At 67.3% G+C, this 17,578-nt stretch carries 17 protein-coding genes; 14 read left to right on the forward strand and 3 right to left on the reverse strand.

From position 1 onward, the window contains the following. Window positions 1–29: 29 nt before the first annotated feature. The 6 genes from WC597_RS06180 to rplT all read left to right on the forward strand — a co-directional run bounded on the left by WC597_RS06180 (window position 30) and on the right by rplT (window position 4,724). Window positions 30–992 carry a glycosyltransferase family 9 protein gene (locus WC597_RS06180; RefSeq protein WP_372692429.1) on the forward strand — a complete coding sequence of 321 codons (963 nt, stop codon included), beginning with the start codon at window positions 30–32 and terminating at the stop codon, window positions 990–992. 124 nt (window positions 993–1,116) lie between these two features. Continuing rightward, on the forward strand, window positions 1,117–1,638 hold the full coding sequence (gene infC, locus WC597_RS06185; RefSeq protein ID WP_372692430.1) for a translation initiation factor IF-3: 522 nt from the start codon (window positions 1,117–1,119) through the stop codon (window positions 1,636–1,638). Window positions 1,639–1,768: 130 nt separating this feature from the next. Beyond that, window positions 1,769–2,602: an NYN domain-containing protein gene (locus WC597_RS06190; protein ID WP_372692431.1), complete on the forward strand. Its 834-nt coding sequence runs from the start codon at window positions 1,769–1,771 to the stop codon at window positions 2,600–2,602. Window positions 2,603–2,641: 39 nt separating this feature from the next. Beyond that, on the forward strand, window positions 2,642–3,955 hold the full coding sequence (locus WC597_RS06195; RefSeq protein WP_372692517.1) for an MFS transporter: 1,314 nt from the start codon (window positions 2,642–2,644) through the stop codon (window positions 3,953–3,955). Window positions 3,956–4,117: 162 nt separating this feature from the next. Beyond that, the gene (rpmI, locus tag WC597_RS06200; protein ID WP_135193772.1) at window positions 4,118–4,315 is read left to right on the forward strand and encodes a 50S ribosomal protein L35; all 198 of its coding nucleotides are present in this window, start codon (window positions 4,118–4,120) and stop codon (window positions 4,313–4,315) included. A 55-nt stretch (window positions 4,316–4,370) separates the two neighbouring features. Then, window positions 4,371–4,724, forward strand: a complete 354-nt coding sequence (gene rplT / locus WC597_RS06205) for a 50S ribosomal protein L20 (RefSeq protein ID WP_159848990.1) — start codon at window positions 4,371–4,373, stop codon at window positions 4,722–4,724. A 106-nt stretch (window positions 4,725–4,830) separates the two neighbouring features. Here the strand turns inward: rplT and WC597_RS06210 are convergent, their stop codons facing one another. Next, the gene (locus WC597_RS06210) at window positions 4,831–6,426 is read right to left on the reverse strand and encodes an ATP-binding protein (RefSeq protein WP_372692432.1); all 1,596 of its coding nucleotides are present in this window, start codon (window positions 6,424–6,426) and stop codon (window positions 4,831–4,833) included. Window positions 6,427–6,627: 201 nt separating this feature from the next. Between WC597_RS06210 and pheS the strand changes: the two genes are divergently transcribed. From pheS to WC597_RS06235, 5 genes are all read left to right on the forward strand, one after another. Continuing rightward, a complete protein-coding gene (pheS, locus tag WC597_RS06215; protein WP_372692433.1) occupies window positions 6,628–7,704 on the forward strand; it encodes a phenylalanine--tRNA ligase subunit alpha in 1,077 nt (358 codons plus the stop codon). Window positions 7,705–7,707: 3 nt separating this feature from the next. After that, window positions 7,708–8,109 (forward strand): hypothetical protein, encoded by a 402-nt coding sequence (locus WC597_RS06220; RefSeq protein ID WP_372692435.1) that lies wholly within the window; start codon window positions 7,708–7,710, stop codon window positions 8,107–8,109. A 5-nt stretch (window positions 8,110–8,114) separates the two neighbouring features. Then, entirely contained in the window at window positions 8,115–8,510 is a 396-nt protein-coding gene (locus WC597_RS06225) for a hypothetical protein (RefSeq protein ID WP_372692436.1), read from the forward strand. Next, window positions 8,507–10,930: a phenylalanine--tRNA ligase subunit beta gene (gene pheT, locus WC597_RS06230; protein ID WP_372692437.1), complete on the forward strand. Its 2,424-nt coding sequence runs from the start codon at window positions 8,507–8,509 to the stop codon at window positions 10,928–10,930. Before WC597_RS06225 ends, pheT begins: the two co-directional genes overlap by 4 nt. A gap of 282 nt (window positions 10,931–11,212) precedes the next feature. Then, window positions 11,213–11,824, forward strand: a complete 612-nt coding sequence (locus WC597_RS06235) for a DUF1134 domain-containing protein (protein ID WP_372692438.1) — start codon at window positions 11,213–11,215, stop codon at window positions 11,822–11,824. A 50-nt stretch (window positions 11,825–11,874) separates the two neighbouring features. Here the strand turns inward: WC597_RS06235 and WC597_RS06240 are convergent, their stop codons facing one another. Both WC597_RS06240 and WC597_RS06245 read right to left on the reverse strand, forming a co-directional pair. Further along, complete coding sequence (locus WC597_RS06240) at window positions 11,875–12,768, reverse strand: SDR family oxidoreductase (protein ID WP_372692439.1); 894 nt, start codon at window positions 12,766–12,768, stop codon at window positions 11,875–11,877. An 8-nt stretch (window positions 12,769–12,776) separates the two neighbouring features. Beyond that, window positions 12,777–14,009: an NAD-dependent epimerase/dehydratase family protein gene (locus tag WC597_RS06245; protein ID WP_372692440.1), complete on the reverse strand. Its 1,233-nt coding sequence runs from the start codon at window positions 14,007–14,009 to the stop codon at window positions 12,777–12,779. Window positions 14,010–14,362: 353 nt separating this feature from the next. On the opposite strand from WC597_RS06245, the gene WC597_RS06250 reads away from it, so the two are divergent. The 3 genes from WC597_RS06250 (at window position 14,363) to WC597_RS06260 (ending at window position 17,498) form a co-directional block, all read left to right on the forward strand. Then, window positions 14,363–15,385: a DUF4167 domain-containing protein gene (locus WC597_RS06250; protein ID WP_372692441.1), complete on the forward strand. Its 1,023-nt coding sequence runs from the start codon at window positions 14,363–14,365 to the stop codon at window positions 15,383–15,385. A gap of 69 nt (window positions 15,386–15,454) precedes the next feature. Then, entirely contained in the window at window positions 15,455–16,765 is a 1,311-nt protein-coding gene (locus tag WC597_RS06255) for a response regulator (protein WP_372692442.1), read from the forward strand. Between the two features lie 43 nt (window positions 16,766–16,808). Beyond that, on the forward strand, window positions 16,809–17,498 hold the full coding sequence (locus WC597_RS06260) for a DUF4893 domain-containing protein (RefSeq protein ID WP_372692443.1): 690 nt from the start codon (window positions 16,809–16,811) through the stop codon (window positions 17,496–17,498). The last annotated feature ends 80 nt before the right edge of the window (window positions 17,499–17,578 follow it).

Raw genomic sequence — 17,578 nt, forward strand, 5'->3', positions numbered from 1 at the left:
CGCGACGCGGGATGGCGGAACACAGACCCATGTCCGCACCCCAAGTCCTGTTCGTCACCTCCAATCGCATCGGCGACTGCGTCATCTCGTCGGGGGTGATCCGCGAGATCGCGCGCCAGGTTCCGGGGGCGCAGATCACCGTCGCCTGCGGCCGCCCGCCCGCGCCCTTCTTCCGCAATGCGCCGGGCGTGGTGCGCACCATCGTGCTCGACAAGAAGAAGATGTCCGGCCACTGGCTCGACCTGTGGAAACAGGTGGTCGGCACGCGCTGGGATCTGGTGATCGACATCCGGGGTTCGGCGCTCAGCTATCTGGTCCCGGCCAAACGCCGCATCGTCTATAATCGGTCTTGGGAGACCGGCCTGCGCAAGGTCGAGATGGTGTCGCGACTGATGGGTTCGCCGACGCCGCTGGATCCCGAAATCTTCCTGGACGACCAGGCGCGCGACGAGGCGGCCGCCGTCATCAATCCCCAGCTGGCGGGCGGCGCCGGACCGGGACCGATCATCGCTCTGGCGCCCATCGCGCACCAGCCGGGCAAGAGCTGGCCCGCCGACCGCTGGGGCGCCCTGGTCGAGAAGCTGAAGGCCGAGCCGCGCTTCGACGGCTGGCGCTTCATGCCCGTGGGCGGGCCGGGTGACCGGCCGCCGGCGGCGCCGGCGCTGAAGGCCGCAGGGCAGCGTGGCATCGACTTCGTGGGCAAGGGTGACATCCTGGCCTCGGCCGCGGCCATCGACCGGGCCGATCTGTTCGTCGGCAACGACTCAGGCCTGATGCACGTGTCTGCGGCGCTGGGCCGTCCGACGCTGGGTCTGTTCGGTCCGACCGAGTGGTGGCTGTATGGTCCCTGGGGTCCAAAGACGCGCACGGCGGCGTCGAACGAGACGCGCGGCCAGTTCGCGCCCATCGAGGATCTGAGCGTGGATCACGTCTTTGAGGCGGTGCTGGCGCTGCATGACGCCTATATCAGCGCCCCGCCCGCGAAGCCTTGAAAAACCGGCCTTCCGGGCGCATATTGCGGCCTTGAGGGGAACGTGGCGCAAGCTGCGCCATTCCGCTTATCAAGACACACGCCTTCTCTGACCACATAAGGAAACGACGCCCATTCGCCGTCCCATGCAAGCGCCACCCGTGAAAGACGGGCCGCGTATGAACCAGGATATCCGCGCCCCTCGCGTTCTGCTCATCGACCAGAACGGCGAGAAACAGGGCGTCATGCCCACCTCTTCCGCGCTCGAAGCCGCCGAAGAAGCCGGGATGGACCTGGTCGAGATCGTCTCCACCTCCGAACCGCCGGTGGTCAAGATCCTCGATTACGGCAAGCACCGTTTCCAGGAACAGAAGAAGAAGGCCGAGCAGCGCAAGCGCCAGAAGGTCGTCGAGCTGAAGGAGATCAAACTCCGTCCGAACATCGACACCCACGACTACGAGGTGAAGGCCAAGGCCATGCACCGCTTCTTCGACGAGGGCGACAAGGTCAAGGTCACCCTGCGCTTCCGCGGTCGTGAAATGGCGCACCCGGAACTGGGCATGAAGCTGCTGAACAAGGTCCAGGCCGACTTCGAGGAAGTCGCCAAGGTCGAGTTCTCGCCCAAGATGGAAGGCCGCCAGATGATCATGATCCTGGCCCCGCGCTGATCGCGGCATCTTGACAATCAGGCGTTTTGAGCTATCTATCGTCGCTGCTGAGCGCTCGGACCTACATATTTGAGCGAACAGCCTACAAAGGGTCCCTGCGGGGGCCCTTTCCTACATCTGGGGTTAAGCCATGTCGCGGGTCGCCCTTTTTGTGGATGCAGGATACCTGTTCGCACAAGGCGGCATGGCGCTCACAGGTGAACAGCGTCGACGAACCGAGCTGAAGCTGAACGAGTCCGCCATCGTCGCCGAGTTGATGGATGTCGCGAAATCAAAATGCGATGGCGTGAGGGCTCTTCGGACCTATTGGTACGATGCGGCGCCGTCTTCCGGTCTGACAGCTCAGCATATCGGTTTGGCGAATATGGACCGCGTAAAGCTGAGGCTGGGCGCGATGAATGGCCAAGGTCAGCAGAAAGGCGTCGATTCGCTGATCGTCACCGACATGATCGAGTTGGCGCGTAACCGCTCCATTTGCGACGCTGTGCTTCTGTCGGGTGACGAGGACGTTCGGATCGGCGTTCAGATTGCGCAAAACTATGGCGTAGTCGTCCACTTGATCGGCATTCATCCGGCGCGCGGTTCTCAGTCGGTGGCTTTACGTCAAGAGGCCGATACTACGACGGAGTGGGACAAGGAGACGGTCGGGCGATTTTTGACTGCGACTGCGCCCATTCAAGCTGCGCCGTCGGTTGTTTCGACGCCGAATGCGTCAACTTCAATGAATCTGAATGCCGCGATTGATGCAGTCATCAAAGAAATGACCGTGACGTTCGACAGCGACGCATTGTCGGCCTTCGAAACCTATTGGGGATCGGCGCAGGTCGGCTTGCCGGGCGAGTTTGATCGCCCCTTCTTGGGCAAACTGAAGGAGGCGACCGGCCGTATGTTGGAGAAAGCAGAGTTAAGGCAGGCGCGACATGCCTTTGAAGTGCGTGTGCGGCAGATGATCCAGAAGGCATAGGGTGGTGCCGTTGATGTCGGACCAAAGGTTCGCGCAGTGATCGATGAAAGCAACGGTCCGCGAGCTTCGCCCCCGCCCAAGCTGAAGACCCCGGCGCTGGCCGTGTTGTTTGCCACGGTGTTCATCAATCTGGTCGGGTTCGGGCTGGTGGTGCCGCTGCTGCCCTTCTTCGCCCAGAGCCTGCAGGCCGAGGCGTGGCAGATCACCCTGATGTTCTCGGCCTATTCGCTGGGCCAGTTCTTCGCCGAACCCTTCTGGGGGCGGTTGTCGGATCGGATCGGGCGCAAGCCCGTGCTGCTGATCACCCTGATCGCCAATGCGCTGGGCTATCTGATGCTGGCCTTCGTGCCGAACATCTGGCTGGCGATCGCGGTGCGGCTGTTCACCGGCCTGGGCGCGGGCAATATCTCGACGGTCCAGGGCTATGTCGCCGACGTCACCCCGCCGGAGCAGAGGGCGGGGCGGATGGGGCTGATCGGGGCGGCCTTCGGCCTGGGCTTCATCGTCGGGCCGGGGCTTGGCGGCCTGCTGACCCAGCCGCAGCTGGGCCACATCGGCTATCAGCTGCCGATCTTTCTTGCGGCGGCGCTGGCGGCCCTGGCGGCGGTCGGCGTGGTGGTCTTCCTGCGCGAGAGCCGGGCCAAGGCCGATCCCGCCGCGCCGCGCCCGGCCTTTTTGGCGGGGCTGAAAGACGCACGCGACAACGATGTGGTGTCGCGGGTGCTGATTGTGACCCTGATCTATATGGCCGGGTTTTCGGCGATGGAGAGCGTGTTCGGCCTGTGGGCCGAGAGCCGCTATCAATGGGATGCGCGCGAAGTGGGCCTCAGCTTCATGATCGTGGGCATCGTCTCGACGCTGAACCAGGGGTTCTTCGCCGGAAAGCTGGCGCGGCGGTTCGGCGAATCACGCGTGCTGGCGGTCGGCATGCTGTTGTTCGGAAGCTCGCTGGTGCTGCAGGTGCTGGCGCCCGTCGAATGGTTCCCGGCGACGCGGCTGGACCTGGGCGCCCTGTCGATCCCGGTGGTGCAGGGGTGGAGCATTCCCATCGTCATGGCGCTGGGCGCGTGCGGCATGTCGCTGGCCATGCCCAATATCTCGGCCATGATCAGCCGCGCCTCGCCGCCTGATCGGCAGGGGGCCATGCTGGGGCTGAACATGGCCTCCAGTTCGGTGGCGCGCATCTTCGGCCCGATGATCGCGGGCGCGCTGTTCTCGGGCCTGGGGCACGACTGGCCCTTCCTGGTCGGGGCGCTGCTGACCATCCCGGCGGCGGTCATGGCGATCAACGCCGGGCGGGCCATCCGGCGGGGTCAGGTCGCGGCCGAAGCGCCCGCCAAGTCCTTGACCTGACTCACGTCTTGCGTCGGTCGGCGTCTTCGCCTACAAGCCGCGCCTTCGCGTACCGAACCGCCGGGCGAACAGGCATGCCTGGGCGGTTCTTAAACTCTGAGGAAGCACCACCCCACGGCTCAAGCAGCCCGAAGGCGGCAGCCCCTCAAATAGGAGATTGAAATGCCGAAACTGAAGACGAAGTCGGGCGCCAAAAAGCGCTTCAAATTCACGGCCACGGGCAAGGTGAAGTCGGGCGTTGCGGGCAAGCGTCACCGCTTGATCAGCCACAACTCGAAATACATCCGTCAAAACCGTGGCACCAAGGTCATGGCCGACGCCGACGCCAAGAAGATCAAATCCTACATGCCGTACGCCTGATCGGCGCGCGCTGTACGACTGATCTCCATCCCAAAGAATTTGAAGGAATAGCGACATGGCTCGCGTTAAACGTGGCGTAACCTCGCACGCCAAGCACAAGAAGGTTCTGGAGCAGGCCAAGGGCTTCTCCGGCCGCCGCAAGAACACCATCCGTACGGCCAAGGCCGCCGTCGACCGCGCCGGGCAATACGCCTATCGCGACCGTCGCACCAAGAAGCGCAACTTCCGCGCCCTGTGGATCCAGCGCATCAACGCTGCCGCTCGTCTGGAAGGCTTCACCTACAGCCAGTTCATCAACGGCCTGAACAAGGCCGGCATCGAACTGGACCGCAAGGTTCTGGCCTCGATCGCCGCTGACGCGACCGGTTTCAAGGCCGTCGCCGACAAGGTCCGCGCCGCTCTGGCTTAAGGGCCTTGGCGTAACGGCCGCGCTCAAGACGCGAGCGACCGCGTCGCGAGCGTAGCGCAAGAAAAATGACGCCCGCTCCGGTTTTCCGGGGCGGGCGTTCTTCGTTTCAGGCCGCCTCGGCGACCTCCGCCATACGGCTTTGCGCCAGCACCATGCGGATGGCGTTCAGCAGGGCGTCGGGCTGGATCGGCTTTTGGGCCACCCCGTTCATGCCCGCGGCGATGTAGTCCAGCTCGTCGCGTTCGTCGGCGTTGGCCGTCAGGGCCAGGATCGGCAGGCCGCCGGCCGAGCCGGGCAGGGCGCGAATGGCTCGCGTCGCAGCGACCCCATCCATCACCGGCATCTTGATGTCCATCAGGGCCAGGTCGAATGGACGCGCGCTGACGGCGTCCACCGCCTCGCGTCCGTTCTCGGCCATCTCGCAGGTGCAGCCGAACAGCTCCAGCAGCTTGCCGGCGACGAAGCGGTTGGTCGCATTGTCGTCCACCACCAGCACATGCAGGGTGTCGTGCGGCGTCGGCTCGGCCATGACGGGGACAGCCGCCGCCCGTTCGACCGCGACGCGCAGCGGCAGCCGCACCTGGAACCGGGCGCCGCCCTGGGGCGAGGTCGCCAGGGAGATGACGCCGCCCATCCGCTCGGCGATCTGACGACAAATGGCCAGACCCAGGCCCGCGCCCGCGCCCTCGCGCCCGGCCTTGCCGGTGTTGAAGGGGTCGAAGATGGTCGCCGCCGCCGCCTCGGGCACGCCGGGGCCGCTGTCGTCCACGGTGAAGATCACCTCGCCGTCGGGGCGGCTTTCGATCAGGGCGACGACCTCGCCCGTCAGGGTGAATTTCAGGGCGTTGCCGATCAGGTTGTTCAGCAGTTGCTTCAACCGCATGCCGTCGGCCTGAACCCAAGGGACAGCCAGGTCGGTGCGGATCGTCAGGGCCAGGGCCTTCTCCTCAGCCCGCGCGCGCCACAGGGCGTCGATGTCGAAGGCGACAGCCGACAGGTCCAGCGGCTCTTCTTCCAGCGTCAGCATGCCCGCCGAGGCGCGCGACATATCCAGCGCATCGGTCAGCAGCCGCAGCAGGCTCTGGCCCGAATCGATGACGGTGCGGACATAGGGGCGCAGCTCTTCCTGCTCCAGCTTCTTGTCCATCAGGGCGGCGACGCCCAGCACCCCGTTCAGGGGCGTGCGGATCTCGTGGCTCATCACCGCCAGGAACTCGGACTTGGCGCGGCTGGAGGCGACGGCCTCGGCCTCTGCGATGGCCAGGTCACGGGCCAGGGCGCCCATCTCCTCGGCGCGCTGGCGGTGAAGCGCCGCGCCCGCCTGAACGATCTGAAGCGCCGTGCCGACACCGACGTAGCGACCGTCCGCCACCACGACGAAGCCGCTAAGCAGGGCTCCCAACTCCGCCGTCCCAAAGGCCTGAAAGAAGGCCTGCGCGCTGGTCGCCGCTTCCGCTAGAGGCGGGTTGCGGTCCATCAGGCTTTCGGCGGGTTTACGGGCATAGAGGGCGCGTCCGAACTCGGCCGCCATCCTCAGGGTGAAGGCGTTGCGCTCGATGATGCCTACCGGGCGGCCGTCGTCGTCCACCACGGCCAGGGCCAGGGTGTTGGGCTCGGTCTGGAACCGCTCGAACACCTCGGCGCCCGGCGTCGACGGAGCCACCGGCGCGATCAAATCAACGAAGTCACCGATACGCGGCATCAAGATCCTCACCCGTTCGGCCCACGGCTTAGAGTATGAGATTTAACGCCAGCTTTGCCGTTCATGAACCTTTCGCGGCGGGTTTTCGACAGTCGATCCGTTGACGGATGAAAATGGCTGGTCCCGCGCAAGCCGTCGGACGTTCGCTGCATCGCCTTGAAGGGTGACGAAAGCCGTTCCACCCGTTAAGGCACGGGTCAAATGACCGATCTCGCCACACTCGAACTCGAACTGATCAACGCCATCGGCGGCGCGGAAACCGTCGCCGCCCTGGAAGAGGTGCGTGTCGCCGCCCTGGGCAAGTCCGGCTCCGTCTCCGGCCTGCTGAAGGGCATGGGCGCGATGAGCCCGGACGAACGCCGCGAACAGGGGCCGATGATCAACGGGCTCCGTGACAGGGTGTCTGCCGCCATCGCCGCCAGGAAGGCCGAACTGGAGGCCGCAGAACTGGACGCACGGCTGCTGTCCGAGCGCATCGACCTGACCCTGCCGGCCCGGCCACGCAGGAAGGGCGGCGTTCACCCTACCATGCAGGTGATGGACGAGATGATCGCCCTGTTCGCCGAGATGGGTTTTGCCGTGGCGGAGGGTCCCGACATTGAGGACGACTTCCACAACTTCACCGCCCTGAACTTCCCGCCCAAACACCCGGCGCGGGAAATGCACGACACCTTCTTCCTGAAGCCGGACCCCGAAACGGGCGAGCGCAAGGTGCTGCGGACCCACACCTCGCCGGTGCAGGTCCGCACCATGATGTCCCAGAAGCCGCCGATCCGCATCATCGCGCCGGGCCGCACCTTCCGTAAGGATTCGGACGCCACCCACACGCCGATGTTCCACCAGATCGAAGGCCTGGTGATCGATCGCGACATCCACATGGGCCATCTGAAGACGACGCTGCAGACCTTCATCGCCCGCTTCTTCGAGCTGGATGCGGTTCAGGCGCGGTTCCGTCCGCACCACTTCCCCTTCACCGAGCCTTCGGCCGAGATGGACATCCGCTGCGACCGTTCGGGCGGCAAACTGGTGTTCAACACCGGCGACGACTGGCTGGAGATCCTGGGCTGCGGCATGGTGCATCCCAATGTGCTGCGGAACTGCGGCATCGACCCGGACGAGTATCAGGGCTTCGCCTTCGGCATGGGCGTGGACCGCCTGGCCATGCTGAAATACGGCGTGCCCGACCTGCGCCCCATGTTCGACGCCGACACCCGCTGGCTGTCGCACTACGGCTTCTCGGCCTTCGCGGCCCCCAATCCGGCCTCGGGCCTGAGCTGATCCATGACCATGACCTTCACCGACGACACGCTGGGTCTGCCGATCATCGGGCCGGGACCGCAGTATGTGTCTCGTCACATCTGGTTGCCGCAACTGGTCATCGAGGCCGCACAGCGCGGTGAGGCTCTGATCGAGGGCCGCACCTTCACCGACTGCTTCTTTGAAGGCCCGGCGGTGTTCCTGCCGATCTCGGGCTGCAGTTTCGACGGGTGCAACATGGGCGACACCATGGGCGACGCGCGCAATCTGATGCTGACGCCGATGGGGCCGCAAAAGGTCACGGGGGCGGTTCCGTTCAAGGACTGCACCTTCGTCAACTGCCGCTTCCTGCGCGTCGGCTTCACCGGCGATGCGACCTTCCTGAACGGTCTCGTCGACATGCTGGACGGAAGGGCTGGCGGATGACATCGATGCTGCCGATCAACCGCGCCGTGACGGACGCGCCCGACCTGAACGCCGCCGCGTTCAAGGACGTGGATATCGTCCTCTACGAACTATATGTTGCGGCGTCGAAGAACGGTGCCGGCCTGATTCAGGGTCGCACCTTCACAGGCTGCCGCTTCCAGGGGCCGGCGATCATCCTGGTGTCGGAGGGCGTCACCTTCGACGACACCAACTTCGGCGACAGCCGCGGCGGCATCCAGAACCTGCTGCTGCGTCCCGTCGGAGATAAAGCCATCGGCACGATTCCCATGCGCGACTGCCGGTTCTTCGGCTGCGAATTCTACAACATCGGCTTCACGGGCTCGGGAGACATTCTCGATCAACTGGCCGCCATACCCACTCTCACGGCGCCGCAACAATGAAGTTCACCCTGTCCTGGCTGAAGGACCACCTCGAGACCGAGGCGGATGTTCATCGGATCGCCGAGGCCATGACGATGGCTGGGCTGGAGGTCGAGGAGGTCATCGACCCCGCTGCCAAGCTGGCGCCCTTCACCGTGGCCAAAATCCTGTCGGCCGAGCGTCACCCGAACGCCGACCGGCTGCAGGTCTGCCAGGTCGAGACCGTCGATGGGCTGAAAGAGATCGTCTGCGGCGCCCCGAACGCGCGGGCCGGCCTGACCACCATCTATGCCCCCATCGGCGCCTATGTGCCGGGTCTCGGCGTGACCCTGGTCGAGAAGCCGGTGCGCGGCGTGGTGTCGAACGGCATGTTGTGTTCGGCCTCCGAGCTTGAGCTGTCCGACGAGAGCGACGGCATCCAGGAACTGCCGCCCGAGATTCCGGTAGGGACGCCCGTCGCCGGCCTGTTCGGCGCGGAACCCGTCATCGATTTCGAGGTGACGCCGAACCGCCCCGACTGGCTGGGCGTCGCCGGCATCGCGCGCGATCTGGCCGCCGCCAGCGTCGGCAAGCTGAAGCATTTCGACATCGCGGTGGTGCGCGGGGCCTTCCCCTCGCCGATCACGGTGCGGCTGGACGTGCCCGAAATGTGCCCGGTCTTCGCCGGTCGCGTCATTCGCGGCGTCAAGAACGGCCCGTCGCCAGCCTGGTTGCAAAAACGGCTGACGGCCATCGGCCTGCGCTCGATAAACCGGCTGGTCGATGTGACCAATCTGATCGCCTACGACCGCGCCCGGCCGCTGCACGTCTATGACGTGGCCAAGCTGTCGGGGACCGAGATCGTGGTGCGCGGCGGCCTGACCTCGGCCGAGACAGGGGCGGCGGAACATCTGATCGCGCTTGACGGCAAGACCTATGCGTCGGCCGCGACCGACTGCATCATCGCCGATGCCGGAGGTGAGCGCCCCATCGGCCTGGGCGGCGTCATGGGCGGCGAGTCGACCGGCTGCGACGAGACCACGACCGACGTCTTCGTTGAAAGCGCCTGGTTCGATCCGCTGGTCGTCGCCCAGACGGGCCGTGCGCTGGGCATCCATTCCGACGCCCAGTATCGGTTCGCGCGCGGCGTCGATCCGGTCTCGGTCACGCCGGGGCTGGAGCTGGCCACCCGCCTGATCCTGGACCTGTGCGGCGGCGAGCCGTCCGAGATCGTCTTCGTCGGCGAGCCGCCGGCCAGCCCGGCGCCCTTCGCCTTCGACCCGGCCTATGTGAAGCGCCTGACCGGCATGGACTTGGCCGACGACCGCATCGGCACCATCCTGGGCCAGCTCGGCTTCAAGGTCACCGCCGGCCCCGCCGATCAGGCCGAGCCCTGGACCGTGACCCCGCCGTCGTGGCGTCGCGACGTCGAGGGCCGCGCCGATCTGGTCGAAGAGGTCGCGCGAATCGAGGGCTTCGACAGCCTGCCCGACACGCCCCTGCCCGAAGTCGCTCGCCCCGCCGGCGGCGTGCTGAACCCGCGTCAGGCCCGCGTCCGCACGGCGCGCCGGGCCCTGGCCGCCCTGGGGTATGCGGAGGCCGTCACCTGGTCCTTCACCAAGCAATCGACGGCCGTCCTGTTCGGCGGCGGCGACGAAAAGCTGGTGCTGGAGAACCCCATCGCGGCCGATCTGGATTGCATGCGACCCTCGGCCCTGCCGAACCTGATTCAGGCGGCGGCGAGGAACGCCGCGCGCGGCTTCGCCGACGCCGCCCTGTTCGAGATCGGCCCCATCTATCTGGGCGACGGTCCAGGCGATCAGCGCACGGTCATCGCCGCCCTGGTCGCCCCCCACGCCGCCCGTCACTGGGCCGGCGCCGGTGAGGACGCCCTGTTCGCGCTCAAGGCCGACCTGACCACCCTGCTGGAAGAGATCGGCGCCCCGGTCGCCTCGCTGCAACTGGTCCAAGGCCAGAACCGCGACTGGTGGCGCCCCGGCCGTTCGGCCCGGCTGCAACTGGGCCCCAAGAACGTCATGGTCGAGTTCGGCGAACTGCATCCGCGTGTGCTTAAAAGCCTGGACGCCGACGGCCCGATCCTGGCCTTCGAGATCGTGCTCGACAACGTTCCCGAGCCGCGCGGCAAATCCGGCAAGGCGCGCGGATCGGCCGACCTGTCGGCCTTCATGCCCCTGACCCGCGACTTCGCCTTCGTGGTCGAGGACGCCAAGCCCGTCGGCGACCTGGTCCGGGCCGCGACCGGCGCCGACAAGGCCCTGATCGCCGAGGTCCGCGTCTTCGACATCTATCGCGGCAAGGGCGTGGACGAGGGCTTCAAGTCCGTCGCCCTGGAAGTCGTCATCCAACCCCGCGACGCCACCCTGACCGAAGCCGAAATCGAAGCCCTGACCGCCAAGGTCGTGGCGGCGGTGGAAAAGCAGGGCGGTAGGTTGCGGGGGTAGGATTACGATCAAAGTCTCCTCCCCATTCATGGGGAGGTGGCTCGAAGCGAAGCGGAGAGACGGAGGGGTTCTGCGACGCCGCACGGACAACCGCGTGACTTCAAGAGCCCTCCACCGCTTCGCGGTCCCCCTCCCCACAAGGTGGTGAGGAGACGACTTCCCAACCGTCCGTAAGCCCTCGTTAACCTTGAAGCCGCAAGGCTGCCGCAAAGGTCGGGGACGGTGAGGCCAAGACCGGCGCGCCAGCCGGCCGTCCTCTCGCCGCCTCTCGGAGCGTCCCCCATGCATCGTCGCCAACTGATCCTGTCCGGCCTCGCCACAGCCGCCGGCGCGTCGTCGCTGGGCGCCTGCGCCTCGGCCCCGGCGCGCGATCCCAACTATCCGATCCGCTCGGACCAGACGGCCCAGGCCTACAGCTTCGACGAACTGGTCTCGGCCGGCTCGCGCGAACTGGGCATCGCGGCCGAGGTCGTGGGCGGCGCCATCGAGCGCGTCTTCGCCGACCAGGGCGACCGTCCCACCGCCTATATCGCGGGCGAAGAGGGTTCCGGCGCCGTGGTCGTCGGCGCGCGTTATGGCCGCGGCGCCCTGCACATGAAGGATCTGTCGGCCTCGCAGGAGGTGTTCTGGCAGGGCGCGTCCGTGGGTTGGGACTGGGGCGGCAACGCCAGCCGGGTCTTCACCCTGGTCTACGGCCTGTACCACCCCGACATGATCTATCGCCGCTATCCGGGCATCGAGGGATCGGCCTATCTGGTCGCCGGCCTGGGCGTGAACTATCAGCGCGCCGACGGCATCGTCCTGGCCCCCATCCGCACCGGTGTCGGCCTGCGCCTGGGCGCCAATGTTGGGACCATGAGCTACAGCCGTCAGCGGAATCTGCTGCCGTTCTGATCTTCTCTTTCGTCATCCCCCGGTCGCTGCGCGCCGGAGGATGACGAAAGTCAGCTTACAAGTCGCAACGGCGGCGGCGCATCCAGCAGCGTCGCCAGCCCTTCGCGCCAGGTCGGATAGGCGGGTCGCCAGCTCAACTCGGCCTTGGCCAGCGCGTTCGAGACGCGTTTGGAATCCAGGTAGAAGCGCCGCATCGCTTCGCTGACGCTGTCGTCGGTCCAGTCGACCTGGGGCGGGCGGGGCAGGCGCATCCGGTCGGCGGCCCATTCCATCACCACATCGGCCGGCGAGGGTTCGTCGTCGGTCAGATTATAGGCCGCCCCCGGACGCGGCCGTGCCATTGAGGCGAACAGGCCCGAGACGATGTCGTCCACATGGATGCGGTTGAAGACCTGACCGGGCTTGCGCACCAGTTTCGCCGTGCCGTCCCGCAGCCGCTCGACCACGCTGCGCCCCGGCCCATAGAAGCCGGGCAGGCGGAAGATCTGCACCGTCAGTCCCATCCCCTGCGCCCCGTCCAGCCAGTCGCGTTCGGCCCGCACCCGGCGCGCGCCCTCCAGGGTGGCGGCGTTCAGGGGGCCGGTCTCGAACACCCAGCCGCCGGCCCGGTCGCCATAGACGGAGGTGGAGGAGACGTAGCCGATCCAGTCGGGCCAGGCGTCGCCGGCCAGCGGTCCCAGCGCGCGCAGACCGGGGCAGCCATGGGCGTCCGGCGCGGCGGTGATCAGCACGGCGGTGGCCGCCTCCAGCGCCGTTTTCAGTGCGGCCGTGTCTGTCGGGTCGATGGCCGTGACGCCCTCGGCCGCCAGGGCGCGACGTCGTTCGGGATTGCGCGAGGTGGCGCTGGCCCGTCCGCCGCGCCGGATCGCCTCCAGCGCCGCCGCCCGTCCCAGATAGCCGCCGCCGAAGATCAGCAGGTTGAGGGAAGAAGGGACGTCGGACATCACGTTACTCAGGCCGTCAGAACTTTGGAAAGCGGCGCGGCGACTGGCGGGCGCGCCTCATTTTCCAGCGCCTCCGCCCGGCGTTGGTTCCAGGCGGACACGCACGGCACCCGCGTCAAATCGGCCCGGTCGGCATAGCGGCGGGCGATCTCGGTCACCTCGTCCATCAGGCCCTGGGCCAGGGTGATCGGCTTCAGCCCCAGATCGCGGAACTGGTCGTTGGCGACGACCAGATCGTTCTCGTCGGCCTCCTGGCGGGGGTTGGCGACGTTGTGGATTTCGGCGCCGGTCTTGTCGGCGATCATGGCGGCCAGGTCGCGCACGCGCCGGCTCTCGGTCATCTGGTTCAGGATCTTGACCCGCTCGCCACGCCTGGGCGGGTTCTTCAGCGCCAGCTCGACGCAGCGCACCGTGTCCTGGATATGGATGAAGGCCCGGGTCTGACCGCCCGATCCGTGGACCGTCAACGGATAGCCCACCGCCGCCTGCATCAGGAAGCGGTTCAGAACCGTGCCGTAATCGCCGTCATAGTCGAAGCGGTTGATCAGCCGTTCGTCTTGCTTGGTCTCGGTCGTCTGAGTGCCCCAGACGATGCCCTGGTGCAGGTCGGTGATCCGCAAGGCGTCGTTGCGGGCGTAGAACTGGAACAGCAGGGCGTCCTGCGTCTTGGTCATGTGATAGATGCTGCCCGGATTGGGCGGGAACAGGATTTCCTGCTCGGCGGGGCCATGGTCGGTGTCCACCGTCACCTTCAGATAGCCCTCGGGGATGCGCAGGCCGGCGGTGCCGTAGCCATAGACCCCCATGGTCCCCAGATGGGCCAGATGCACGTCCAGTCCGCTCTCGACGATGGCGGCCAGCAGGTGGTTGGTGGCGTTGATGTTGTTGTCGACGGTGTAGAGTTTGTGCCGCGCCGACTTCATCGAATAGGGGGCGGCCCGCTGTTCGGCGAAATGCACCACGCTGTCGGGCGCGTAGTCGCGGATCAGGGCGACCAGCCGGTCGAATTCCTTGCCGACCGTCATGTTGACGAAGCCGATGTCGCGGCCGGAGACGTCCTTCCACGCATTGATCCGCTCGCCCATCGTGCGGATCGGCGTCAGCGACTGGACCTCCAGCTCGTTGTCGATGTTTCGGCGGCTCAGATTGTCGACGATGGTCACGTCCCACCCTGCGGCCGACAGATGCAGGGCCGTGGGCCAGCCGCAGAAACCGTCGCCGCCCAGAACCAGAACACGCATGGGATAGCCTCGTCGTCGTCTCAAAGGTCATGCCTAGCCCAGCAGGCTGCCATCGGCAAAGCGGGGCTGTTAACGAGCCCGTGCGACGCTTTGACGAAAACTCTTGGAAAGGGACGGCGCACGGGGTAAGTCTCGCTCGTCTCCCACTCAAACGCAGCTTTACGGGCCTCAACCCGGTTGTTCGCGACTTGAGCCGATCATGACGGTCGGTCCCGAAAGGACCGGCGCACCATGCGGGCGACAAGGCATTCCGACAGTTCGACAATCGGGGATCGGCCCCGAGCGAAACGGAACCACGAAACGGACGGAACCGGCCGACGGCCTGGGCTCCATCCCTGCACACGGTAGCGCGAATGAGAGATTTCAAGGGCATGAAGCGTCAGCGCGGACGCAATCGGAACAAGGCGGGCGCGTCGAACGCCAACAGCGCCAATCCGAATCGTTCGTGGGACTCGCAAGGCCCCGAGAACATCAAGGTCCGGGGCAACGCCCAGACCGTGTATGAGCGCTATCAGCAGCTCGCCCGCGACGCCTCGTCCGGCGGCGACCGGGTGCTGGCCGAAAACTATCAGCAGCACGCCGAACACTATTACCGCGTCCTGCGCGCGCTCCAGCCGCAGCGGTCCTTCTCCGACATCGCCGCGCGCGAACAGTCTAACCAGGGCTTCGACATCGATTTCGAGGATGAATCCGGCGCCCAGGCCGCCGCCTTCGTCGCCGCCCAGCAGGCGGCCGACCGCCAGGCGCAGGAAGCGTCCGACCGCACCGAGCAGAACCAGAACCGCGACCAAAATCGCGACCGCGACCGCGACCGCGACTACAATCGCGATCGGGATCAGACCCAAAACCGTGATCGTGATCGTGACCGCGACCAGAATCGCGACCGCGATCAAAACCGCGACCAGGCCCAGAACCGCGACGCCCAACCGCCTCGCGAACCGCGTGAACTCCGCGAGCCGCGCGAGGGGGACGAGGTCCGCGCCGAGGGCGAGGGCGGTCGTCGCGAAAGCCGTCGCGAACGCTGGGAGCGTCGCCGCGAGGAACGCAACCGCCGCTTCGACGGCCAGGAAGGCGAAGGCGCCGACACCGCCGCTCACGCCGAGGCCGAGACCGTCGCAGAGACGCCCGTCGTCGAGACGCCTGTTGTCCAGAGCCAAGCCGAAACGCCCGCCGTCGAGGACCGTCCCGCCCGCCGTCCGCGTCGCACCGCCGCCGCCATCGCTGCGGACGACGGCGACGCCCCGACCGCCCTGCCGGGCTTCCTGACCCGCGCGCCGGCTTCGGCGGCCGCTGCTCCAGAAGCCGAAGGCGAGGCGGCCCCGCGTCGTCGCGCCCCGCGCCGTAAGCCGGAAGCCGCCGCAGCTTCCGAAGACTAAAACAACTTACGCGGGTGTGTTTACCTGAACGCAACTCCTGCGTGCCATTCTGGCGCGTAGGAGGGCGTCATGGATATCGTCTTGCTTGTCTTGTCCCTGGCTTTGGCCGGGACCTGCGCCGGAATATGGCTCTGGCTTCAGGCGCACGCGGTCGCAGCGCGTTTGCGGCGTGAGAACGACCGGCTCGAAACCCGCATCGTGCAACAGACCCAGGCCCTGCGCCGCGCCCTGACGACCGCCGAGGGCGAAGTCGAACGCCTGACAGCCGAAGATCGCACCCGTGGCGAGGTGATGCAGGCCCTGGGCCGCGAACTGCGCACCCCCCTGACCACCGTCATGGGCTTCTCTCAACTGCTGCGCGTCAACGCCGAAGCCGATCCCTTGACCGCCCGCCAGGCCCAGGCCGTGCGCCAGATCGAGGCGGCGGGAGCGGTGCTGCTGGCCTTGATCGAAGAGGCGGACGCCTTCGTGGCCTGCGGCGACGCCGGCGCCTCGCCCTCCATCCACCGCGTCGATCTGCGCCTGGCCCTGCGTCAGGTCTGCGACGGGATCGAGCCCCAGGCGCGCGAGGCGGGCGTGACCCTGGACTGTCCGCCGCCGGCGTCGGGCCTGTGCGTCATGGCCGACCCCGGCCAGGTCCGCCGCATCCTGCGCCGCCTGGTCGAGAACGCCCTGCGTCATTCGCCGGGCGGCGGGACCGTCCGCATGGAGATGAGGCGCGACGATTCACAGGTCATCGTCGCCATCCATGACGCGGGCGCGGCGCCGACGGGCGAGGGATCGGATCGCCTGTTCCACCCCCTGGACGGCCAGGACGCGCGCGGCGGCACCGCCCTGGGCGTCGCCTCGATCCAGCGGCTGGCCGAGCGGATGGGCGGCGCCATCACCCAGCAACGCGAGCCCTGGGGCGGGACGATCTTTTCGCTCAGCCTGCCGGCCGTCGGCGCGCGGTCCGCCTCGACCCCGAAACAGGCGGTGGTGCTCTATGTCGAGGACAACCCCGCCAACATCGCCCTGATGCGCCAGGCGGCTGCGGGCTTGGGCCTGACCCTGCACGCCGCGACCACGGGGCCGGAGGGGCTGGAGCTGGCCCGCGCGCTTCAGCCCGACGTGATCCTGCTGGATATCGGCCTGCCGGACATGGACGGCTATGAGGTCAAGGCGCGGCTGGACGCCGATCCGATGACGCGCCACGTGCCGGTCCTGGCCCTGACCGCCGCCGTCTCGCCCCAGGACCGCACGCGCGGCGCCGCCGCCGGCTTCGACGCCTGGCTGGCCAAGCCGCTGGACCTGACCGCCCTGGCGGCTGCGCTGAACGACGTGCTGGGCAGCGCGCCCGCGTCCGACGGCCTTGACGCCGACCGGCGCCAGAGGGCCTAAGGGGGCCACTTCGCCCGCAAGGTCGCCCCCAAGGGAAGCGTTGATGCGTCAGTTCGCCCGGTTCGTTTCGTCCCGTCTGCTCGTCCGCCGTCTGGCGCCCCTTGTCGCCTTCTGCGCCGTCGCCGCTTGCGCCGCGACCCCGCCGCCCCCGCCTCCGCCGCCCTCCAGCGCGGGCACGGGCGCCGCCCTGATGGACTGGCGCGGCGTCATCACCTCGGGCGACCGGGACCGCTATCGCCGCGTCGACGCCGCCTGGACCCTGGCCCTGCAGCAGGCGAACCGCCAGCGCGGCTCGGGCGACCTGAACGGGCTGGGCGATCTGATCTCGCCCAAGGCCGCCCGCCCCGGCGTCGCGCCGCCGCCCGGCGACTATCGCTGCCGCACCGTCAAACTGGGCTCCCAGGGTGGCGAGGACGGCCTGGGCTATGTCGTCTATGGCTGGTTCGCCTGCCGCATCGAACAGACGCCGCGCGGGCTGAAGTTCTCCAAACTGACTGGCTCCCAGCGCCCCTCGGGCCTGCTGTTCCCCGAGGACGACCGCCACATGGTCCTGCTCGGCTCCATGGCTCTGGCCCAGGAACCCGCCGCCAACTCCTACGGCCGCAACGCCGACCGCGACCTGGTCGCCGTTCTGGAACGCATCGGCGAGGCCCGGTGGCGCCTGGTCCTGCCCTGGCCCCAGTACGAGTCCAACCTCGACCTGATCGAACTGGTCCCGGCGCCGCGAAGCTGAAGTCAGGCTGAGCCGTTTGCGTCTCGGTAACTGAAGGAGACGCCCATGCGCCGCACCCCTCTGGCCTCTCTGGCCCTGAT

This window comes from Brevundimonas sp., assembly GCF_041648115.1.
In the GTDB taxonomy this organism is placed as follows: Bacteria; Pseudomonadota; Alphaproteobacteria; order Caulobacterales; family Caulobacteraceae; genus Brevundimonas.

Excerpts from the sequence above, each read along its gene's own strand:
- pheS (WP_372692433.1), top strand. The coding sequence starts at position 6,628 with ATGACCGATCTCGCCACACTCGAACTCGAACTGATCAACGCCATCGGC.
- infC (WP_372692430.1), top strand. The coding sequence starts at position 1,117 with ATGCAAGCGCCACCCGTGAAAGACGGGCCGCGTATGAACCAGGATATC.
- WC597_RS06255 (WP_372692442.1), top strand. The coding sequence starts at position 15,455 with ATGGATATCGTCTTGCTTGTCTTGTCCCTGGCTTTGGCCGGGACCTGC.
- WC597_RS06225 (WP_372692436.1), top strand. The coding sequence starts at position 8,115 with ATGCTGCCGATCAACCGCGCCGTGACGGACGCGCCCGACCTGAACGCC.
- WC597_RS06235 (WP_372692438.1), top strand. The coding sequence starts at position 11,213 with ATGCATCGTCGCCAACTGATCCTGTCCGGCCTCGCCACAGCCGCCGGC.
- rplT (WP_159848990.1), top strand. The coding sequence starts at position 4,371 with ATGGCTCGCGTTAAACGTGGCGTAACCTCGCACGCCAAGCACAAGAAG.
- WC597_RS06260 (WP_372692443.1), top strand. The coding sequence starts at position 16,809 with ATGCGTCAGTTCGCCCGGTTCGTTTCGTCCCGTCTGCTCGTCCGCCGT.
- WC597_RS06190 (WP_372692431.1), top strand. The coding sequence starts at position 1,769 with ATGTCGCGGGTCGCCCTTTTTGTGGATGCAGGATACCTGTTCGCACAA.
- pheT (WP_372692437.1), top strand. The coding sequence starts at position 8,507 with ATGAAGTTCACCCTGTCCTGGCTGAAGGACCACCTCGAGACCGAGGCG.
- WC597_RS06180 (WP_372692429.1), top strand. The coding sequence starts at position 30 with ATGTCCGCACCCCAAGTCCTGTTCGTCACCTCCAATCGCATCGGCGAC.
- WC597_RS06250 (WP_372692441.1), top strand. The coding sequence starts at position 14,363 with ATGAGAGATTTCAAGGGCATGAAGCGTCAGCGCGGACGCAATCGGAAC.
- rpmI (WP_135193772.1), top strand. The coding sequence starts at position 4,118 with ATGCCGAAACTGAAGACGAAGTCGGGCGCCAAAAAGCGCTTCAAATTC.
- WC597_RS06210 (WP_372692432.1), bottom strand. The coding sequence starts at position 6,426 with ATGCCGCGTATCGGTGACTTCGTTGATTTGATCGCGCCGGTGGCTCCG.
- WC597_RS06240 (WP_372692439.1), bottom strand. The coding sequence starts at position 12,768 with ATGTCCGACGTCCCTTCTTCCCTCAACCTGCTGATCTTCGGCGGCGGC.
- WC597_RS06220 (WP_372692435.1), top strand. The coding sequence starts at position 7,708 with ATGACCATGACCTTCACCGACGACACGCTGGGTCTGCCGATCATCGGG.
- WC597_RS06245 (WP_372692440.1), bottom strand. The coding sequence starts at position 14,009 with ATGCGTGTTCTGGTTCTGGGCGGCGACGGTTTCTGCGGCTGGCCCACG.